The organism is Coleofasciculaceae cyanobacterium, from assembly GCA_036703275.1.
Classification (GTDB): domain Bacteria; phylum Cyanobacteriota; class Cyanobacteriia; order Cyanobacteriales; family Xenococcaceae; genus Waterburya.
Map to the genome: position 1 here is coordinate 20,351 of DATNPK010000004.1, position 7,875 is coordinate 28,225.

Below are 7,875 nucleotides of genomic sequence, written 5' to 3' on the forward strand. Positions count from 1 at the left end.
AGGATGAATTAATGGAAGAAAATACTTTTGCCACATCTGCATATATTGCCACTTTTCCCGAAACGGCTTTTGACTATCTCTGTAGCTTAGAGAATCTTGATGACTGGACTCTCTACAGTCGCATGATTGAGAAGATCGATGAAGATACCTGGTTAGGCACTGCCTCTGGGTACCAGAACAATCTTTACTATCACGTAAAGAGAATAGAGAATCCATTCTTTCGCGGAATCGAGTGGCATTGCGGGGTTGAGTACCAAAAATACTTTCAGGTTTATCCTGTTTTTCTTTTTGCCCCAGACTACATCGAGCCAGGAACAGACGAAAAAGGAGTTTATTTCCACTGGCTCAGCTTTGTCGATCCCAAACGGCGATCTCCAATGATCATGCAGGGGATTGAAACTGTCCACACTTCCGAATGTCGATCTTTAAAAGCGATTTTGGAGCGCAAGGCTGGCATAACCGAAGCTGCCAAGGGACGCTACCGAATTGATACTGACACTATCTATGTAAATGCTCCGATTGAGCTGGGTTTTGAATACCTGCAAGATCTCCGCAACATGGAAGACTGGGCGCATTTTCTGCGCGCTAATAGCGAGATTGCTCCAGATTCAGGCAGCTTTCTCGACGAGTATAACCAAAAAGTAGAAGTTAGCCTGCGGACTCACGACCTCAATAACTACTACCTAATCGAGCAAAACTTTTACTACCCCGACGACGATTTCACCCAGCGTTGTCCGACCGTTATTATTCCTTGCTCATACGCTTTTAACGACCCAGATGCTAGAGGGTTTATTCAGCACAGAATTACCTTCTGGCCCGTTCACCAGTCTCTGCGTCGCGGCAAGCTGCAAATTCAGGACTACGGTGCGGAAAGCATGAACATTAAGCGATTGCTGGAAGCTAAAGCAGGCAATACCGAGACATTTGCCCAAGGCATGAGCTACAAACCCGCCGATTCCAAAGCGATTGTAGCCTCTGTCTAAAGCTGGTAGCTTACGAGGTTGCGATGGGACCCACAGCTTGCTTTGCAAGCAAAGTCCCTGCCGATGCTGGCACTTCGCCAATTTTGTCTAACCAAGGTAACTGCAAACTCTATTTATTTAGTCGATATTTGAGCTACAAGAGATAAAACTCAAGTAATTAACTTATTTATGTGCTGTAAGACCAAATTAGACCGATAAACATATCATAATCAACAATTATTCCTTGTATTAAGGAAAGACATAAAAAAATGGACGAAACTTTGAACGAACAAGCGTCTCCAACAAACGCAGCGCTTGGCGGCGAGGACGTGATTTCCGGCCTTCCAGCACAATATTCTGAAGGCAACGCTGGCTTTTTTAACCGCCAGAACGAGGCTGTGCCGACTGCCGTTACGGTCGGTCCCGACGGCGCAATCTACGCCTCCGAGTTGAGTGCGCTGCCATATCCTGAAGGCTACGCCCGCGTGCTGCGCGTCGGCGATCCAGAGGGCGACGCTAGTTACGACGGGGAAACCCCAGGTGGCACCAGCCAGATCTACGCTAGTGGCTTCGAGCAGCTTAATGGTCTGACGTTCGACGAAGACGGAGCCCTTTACGGCCTCGAATACGAAAACGCCAGCACTCTTTACGATCCAGCACTCTCGGTCGAAGACTTGCCGCCAAGCCAATTAATCAGAGTCGACCCAGACGGTACGCGCCAGCAGATATCGGGCGAAGAACTGCGCTTCGCCAACTATGTGTTGGCGCACGAAGGCAAGGTTTACGCCGCAATCAACAACGGCAATATCGACGAAGGTCAGGTGCTTGCCTACGAGCAAGACGCCGAAACCGGCGAGTGGTCGCATGAGGTCGTAGCGAAAAACCTCAAAAACCCGCGCGGCATGGACATCGGTCCCGACGGAAACCTCTACGTTCTCGAATCGGGCGAGGGCACGCCGGCGGACGATCCGAACGTTGAGGACGCGCTGAGCGTCGAATTTATTCCAGGTTTGGTCAGCCAGCGCGCCGGCTACACCGGCGCTATCAGTCGAATCGACCTTGAGAACGGCGGTCAAGAGCGGCTTTACGAAGGTTTGCCCTCGACCATCGAATACGACCCGAACACCGGCGAGGATCGCATTCTTTCCATCGGTCCGAACGGCCTGGCGATCGGCGAGGATGGCACGGCGTGGATCGCCTCTGGTGGCGGCCTGACGGATGAAACCGCCGACGCATTGGGTGAATTCGGCGAGGGTTTGCGCGGCGTACTGAAGCTAGAAGGTCTGTTCGACGAGGATCCTTCGCAGGCGACCTGGACTCCAACATTTGACGCGGTGGAATACGCTGGTGAGAACGGTCCAGACGGCGCAACCACGCTGTTTAACACGCAAAGTAATCTAAACGATATTGAAATTGGTCCAGACGGCAATCTCTACGCCGTCGATGCGGCACGCAACGTGTTATACAGCATAAGTCCAGATGGTGAAGAGGTGGAAAGCGTCACCGTGCTTCAAAAGACCCCTCCGGTACTTACTCCGCCGCAATACGGCTTGGTTACGGAAGCGGGTGGTGATCCTAGTGCTGACTACCGCGTTGAGGTTGTTGATCGCACCTTTAAGGGAGACAACGAGCTGCCTGATACGCCAGGAAGACAGCAAGCGCTAGCTAACGAGGCAATGACTCCAGCCGAGAATGGCATAGATAGTGAACTGCCTAGTGAAGTACCTGGTGAAGCACCCTCAACCATTGGTGAAATGCCCGATGGAGCGCCTAGTGAAGCACTTTCAACCACTGGTGAAGCGACTAATTCTCCCTCTCAGCAAGATTCCCCCATCGGAGAATCTGCTAACGGCAACAGCGAACCACCTCTACGCGGTGAGGATGCCGCAATCGGCGGCATTTTAGGCGAGGAGCAGCCGTCGGCAGGCAACGAGGATTCGGTCAACGCGGGACAAATTACGGCGGATCGCCCTACCCCTGGCAATCCAATGCTGGAACCCCAAGCCCCAGCGGACGGTCTGCCAGTACCAGAAGCCGACGCAGGTGAAGGCATAGACCTACCCGACGATGCTGAGGTTCTCGTTGCCACAAACCCAGACGGCTCTCCAACTGAGGTGCCAGGCTTTGACCCAACGATGCCTCCTCCAGACGACTTCAACGCCAACGACTTCGACCCGCTTAATCCTGGCGCGCTGCCAGGAGTCGAGCAGAGCGTACTTATTCCTGGTCCAGTCGATCCGACTGCGCCTGCAGTCACTGAAGGTAATCCGTTTGCTGACTACTTCGATCCGTTTTTCGGCGTGTATTCACCAGCGGAGGGCGAAGAGCCGATGTTGCCAGATGGTGAGGACAGCTACACGGTCGATGACCTGTTCGTGTTTGGCGATCGCCTGACTGAAAACGGCGGTGAGTTCGGCAAGAATTCTGTAGCAGAAAGCACAGGCGCGAATCCACCCTACGACGACGCACCGTATTCGCCAGACGGTAACTTTACCGACGGCAAGAACTGGACCACTTACCTTGAGGACATTCTGGGCGTCGAGGACAATGCCTCGCAAGACACTAACTTCAGCTACCTCGACGCTACGGCACGCGAGTTAGAAAATCCAGTCGATCCGTTCGGTCAGGCAACCGAGTTAAATACCTTTGCGGGACAGATCGACACCTTTGAGCAGACCTACGGCACATTCGATGAGAACGACTTAGTGGTCGTCAACTTCGGTGGCAACGATCTGACCTTACCACCAGCGGAGGGCGTCGCACCAGAGGAGGCCGCGCAGCAATCGATCCAAGCTACCGTCGACGGTATCGCAGACTTACAAGAGTTAGGCGCAGAGAACTTTCTAGTCGGGCTCGTCCCGCCAGTCGAGCTAGCGCCGATCTTCAGCGACCAAGAGTTTCTAGATCTCCTCGGCGTCGAGCCAGGCTTCTTCGACCCCGTGGTCGAGCAATACAACCAGGGTTTAACAACCGCGCTGGAAACATACGAGGCAGAATCGGGCGCGAACGTTGAGATCTTAGACGTCAACGGGCTGTTCGATTCCATCGCCGCAGAGCCAGGAGCTTACGGCTTCGTCAACGTAGACGAGCCAGTCTTGAGCAGCCAGACGGCAGTAACTGGTGAGCCAATAGAATACAATGAGGCGATCGCCGGAGAAGATCCAGCGGTGCAGCATGCGACGCTGTTCCTCGACCCGTACTTCCACCCGACCGCGCTCGGACACTCGATTATCGCCGAGACGGCGCGTGACGAGCTGCTCGATCTGGGCAATGCTGTTCCTGAAGAAACAGGAATGACCGTTGGGCTTTACGATACGCACGAAGATACTCTAATCGCGCCGCTTAAGAATGGTACGCAAATTCAGGCAAGCGAAATTGCTGGTAAGAATCTGACAATTTCTGCCTCAGTCCCGGAAGACAGCGCCTATTCTGAACAGGTAGAGAGCGTGTTCCTAAATCTAAATGATGGTCAAGTTACTAGAACAGAGAATGTGGATCCTTATGCTGTATTCGGTGACAATGGTGGGGATTATTTCAAAGCAGGAATTGATTTGCAGGGGGAAAACACCATCGCTTTTGAGATGTATTCCCAGGATGAACTCGGCGGCGAAATGCTTGGCAGCATGAATATAAACTTCTCGGTCGTCTAAGCATCCCTGGTTTCGACAGTCCGTTGATAGCTAACTCAAACTTCTGAAGGTAGAACTTTGGTTGGGTATCAACGGAGAAACTGTGTTTTCTTTTTTATTTTACGTTTTTTTAGCTGGAGCTACTTATAATTCTTCGTAGGTTGGGAAGCACAATTGGGAAGTCAGCTGTACACCGCTCTCGAAAGCAAGCGGTGTCTACACCAACTGCATTTCGCGGTTAAACAACAGATTTAAATGCTGCTTGGAGACTGGCGACTGCTTGAGGTTTAAAAGGTGCAGCTAATTGCCAAAATTGGGGATTAACTTTTCTTTTGGCTGCCAGTCTTTCACGAGCATAGTCAATTAACATCTCGGACAATTGCTCGTTATTACGCTGTTTTAAACCGTAAATAGGAAGAAGAGGACTACCGACGAACAGAGCTTTAAGCACCATCTGATTCCAGGCTAAATCATCTAAATATTGGGCGGGATAGGGATTGTATAAAGCGATCGCATTAAACACCGAGGTTATGTTACTGCGAATTCCTTCAGCAGCACGGAGTTTAAAATTTTCTGGCTCGGGTAACAATGGCAAACTTTGATATAAAGCGATCGCTTCTTTCACGTCTGCTGCTGCAAAAATTTTATCTAAGGTGGCTACATATTTGTATTTATCTTCATGGGAAAAAGCTAAAATCAACAAAGTACGACCAGCCTGGTTTACAGTCCAATTAGTTGGATTCCATCCTGGTATTATGTCATCTGCTGCTTGTAATTGCTCAGTCGATAATTCCAGTTTTTGCTTTTCTAGATAGCGCGATGCCTGACTAAAAGCAATAAATAGAGTTTTTTCTGCCGCATTTCGCTTAATTTCTGCTTGTTTCCCCTCTAACCAGACCAAACTTTCTTTAGAGGTTTGTGTTTTTAACCAGTTATCTAATAAAGCGGAAATTTTATTTATTTTAAGATAAGTTTCAGTTGACATGGTTTGATTAATAAGTTGGACATCAATAATTAATATAGTCATATTAATTGTGCCAACAGCCAATATTTGAAATAATTTTTAGTTTAGATTTTAGATAGTTTAGTTTTTCATTAGTTTAATAAGTTTAGATTACTAAAACCAAAATTTTTTATTGGTTGCGATCGCAAAAAACTGTTTATAATACTATTAAGAAAGGCGATATGCAGCTTATTAAATTTACTCAATCTTTTTTTCCTTAATAAAAACCCCAAAAAATCGCCACTCAAGTATTATCTAACCTAATCTTTGACAAAATATCCCAATTTTTAACTATTCACTTTCGACCTCCCTCTTAAAAAGCGAGGAAAACTTAAAAAAAACGCACAAGACGTATTTAGAAAATTTAGCAAAAAATGATGTTTCTCGACCCTCATATTCACATGACTTCTAGAACTACGGATGACTATCAAGCCATGGCAAAAGCTGGGATAGTAGCGATAATTGAACCAGCTTTTTGGTTAGGACAACCCCGCACTAGCGTGGATAGTTATAAAGATTATCTGAGTTCTCTAGTTGGTTGGGAAAGATTTCGCGCCAGTCAGTTTGGCATCAAACATTACTGCACCATCGGTTTGAACTCTAAAGAAGCTAACAATGAAGCATTGGCAGAAGCAGTGATGGAGTTGCTGCCTCTCTATGCCTGTAAAGAAGGAGTGGTGGCAATTGGAGAAATTGGTTATGACGACATGACTCCAGCAGAAGACAAGTATTTCCGCCTTCAGTTAGAGTTAGCTAAAGAATTAAATTTACCCGTAATGATTCATACCCCACATCGGGATAAGAAATCGGGTACATCTCACAGTATGGATGTTTGCATAGAACATGGTTTAAAACCATCTCAAGTAGTTGTCGATCACAACAACGAGGAAACCGTAAAAGAAGTATTAGATCGAGGTTTCTGGGCTGCCTTTACGATCTATCCCCATACCAAAATGGGCAATGAGAGAATGGTGGAAGTAGTGCGCAATTATGGTTGCGATCGCATTATTGTTGATAGTAGTGCCGATTGGGGAGTAAGCGATCCTTTAGCCGTGCCGAAAACTGCTCGACTAATGCAGGCAAGAGGCATCCCCGAAGCTCAGATAGAAGCTGTTTGCTATCAAAATGCTTTAGCTGCTTACGGTCAAAGCGGTCAGATTAAAGAAAGTGATTGGTTGAATCGGGACTCCATCGATCAGCGTCAACTGTATAGTGATAATTCTGTATTGAGAGGTCAAGAACCTTTAGTAGAATCAACATCCGAAAGGTCTATGATTATTGTTTAATTTTTAGACGTTGCTGATTTGAAGTATGAACTCCAAAAGTAATCTGTTTTTAGCTCTTAGCCTTTTAAACAATTTACTCAACCGAGATGTTAGCTCAAGACTCGCTACTTGCGAAGCAGTATCCTTTAGGATTAAGTGCCTTTATTACTTATTACTTACAAGCAATTAAATTTTCTATCCTAACTAATTAACGTACTCTAATGTTATGTCTACAACAGTTAAATCAGTCAAATCCCAGTCTATCTGGGCGTATTTACAGTTAATGCGTCCTGCTAATATTGTTACTGCTTGGGCAGATATTTTGCTGGGTTATGCTGCTGCTGGGGCGGTAACAATGGACGTTAAGCTGAATTTTATGGTCTTGGGCTGGCTGATTTTAGCTACTACGGGGCTATATGGTGGGGGAGTTGTTTTTAATGATGTTTGCGATGCCGAATTAGATGCCGTCGAACGTCCCGAACGTCCTCTGCCCAGTGGTCGGGCTTCTTTGTCGGGGGCGATTCTATTAGGAACGGGGTTGCTATTTATAGGAATTGTGGCAGCAGCTATGGTTTCTGGTTTGAGTGCAATTTTAGCAACAATCGTCGTTATAACGGCATTACTGTACAATAAGTACGGCAAACATCAAACTGTTCTCGGTCCCTTGAACATGGGAGTCTGTCGTGGGGCGAACTTGTTGCTTGGTGTAAGTGCCGTGACCGAAGCAGTCGGCGAGCGTTGGTATTTAGCCTTAATTCCGATTATTTATATTGCTGCAATTACTGCTATTTCACAGGGAGAAGTCCACGGAGGAAGTAAAACTACGGGGATTGTGGCGATCGCTTTTATTAGTGTAGTTGTTGGTAGCATTCTCGGTTTAGGCGTACTGCCAGAATATACCCTTTCAATCACTCTGCCTTTTTTAGCTTTATTTATAGTTTTAGTATTGCCTGCCTTTATTAAGGCTGCCGTTAAGCCCAGTCCTGAATTAATTCAAACGGCGGTTAAAGCAGGAG

Annotated in this window: 5 protein-coding genes; 4 read left to right on the forward strand and 1 reads right to left on the reverse strand. The window is 47.4% G+C overall.

The window, feature by feature from the left end:
- The first annotated feature begins 11 nt into the window (after positions 1-11).
- On the forward strand, positions 12-983 hold the full coding sequence (scyC, locus tag V6C71_00250) for a scytonemin biosynthesis cyclase/decarboxylase ScyC (protein ID HEY9766922.1): 972 nt from the start codon (positions 12-14) through the stop codon (positions 981-983).
- A gap of 248 nt (positions 984-1,231) precedes the next feature.
- Positions 1,232-4,612 carry a ScyD/ScyE family protein gene (locus tag V6C71_00255; GenBank protein ID HEY9766923.1) on the forward strand — a complete coding sequence of 1,127 codons (3,381 nt, stop codon included), beginning with the start codon at positions 1,232-1,234 and terminating at the stop codon, positions 4,610-4,612.
- Between the two features lie 217 nt (positions 4,613-4,829).
- Here V6C71_00255 and V6C71_00260 read toward each other — a convergent pair whose 3' ends face one another.
- Positions 4,830-5,618, reverse strand: a complete 789-nt coding sequence (locus V6C71_00260) for an EboA family metabolite traffic protein (protein HEY9766924.1) — start codon at positions 5,616-5,618, stop codon at positions 4,830-4,832.
- A gap of 350 nt (positions 5,619-5,968) precedes the next feature.
- Between V6C71_00260 and V6C71_00265 the strand changes: the two genes are divergently transcribed.
- Positions 5,969-6,880 (forward strand): TatD family hydrolase, encoded by a 912-nt coding sequence (locus V6C71_00265; protein ID HEY9766925.1) that lies wholly within the window; start codon positions 5,969-5,971, stop codon positions 6,878-6,880.
- 205 nt (positions 6,881-7,085) lie between these two features.
- Positions 7,086-7,875, forward strand: a 790-nt coding sequence (eboC, locus tag V6C71_00270) for a UbiA-like protein EboC (protein HEY9766926.1), incomplete at its 3' end; no start/stop codon positions are given.

Excerpts from the sequence above, each read along its gene's own strand:
- V6C71_00265 (HEY9766925.1), top strand. The coding sequence starts at position 5,969 with ATGATGTTTCTCGACCCTCATATTCACATGACTTCTAGAACTACGGAT.
- V6C71_00255 (HEY9766923.1), top strand. The coding sequence starts at position 1,232 with ATGGACGAAACTTTGAACGAACAAGCGTCTCCAACAAACGCAGCGCTT.
- V6C71_00260 (HEY9766924.1), bottom strand. The coding sequence starts at position 5,618 with ATGACTATATTAATTATTGATGTCCAACTTATTAATCAAACCATGTCA.
- scyC (HEY9766922.1), top strand. The coding sequence starts at position 12 with ATGGAAGAAAATACTTTTGCCACATCTGCATATATTGCCACTTTTCCC.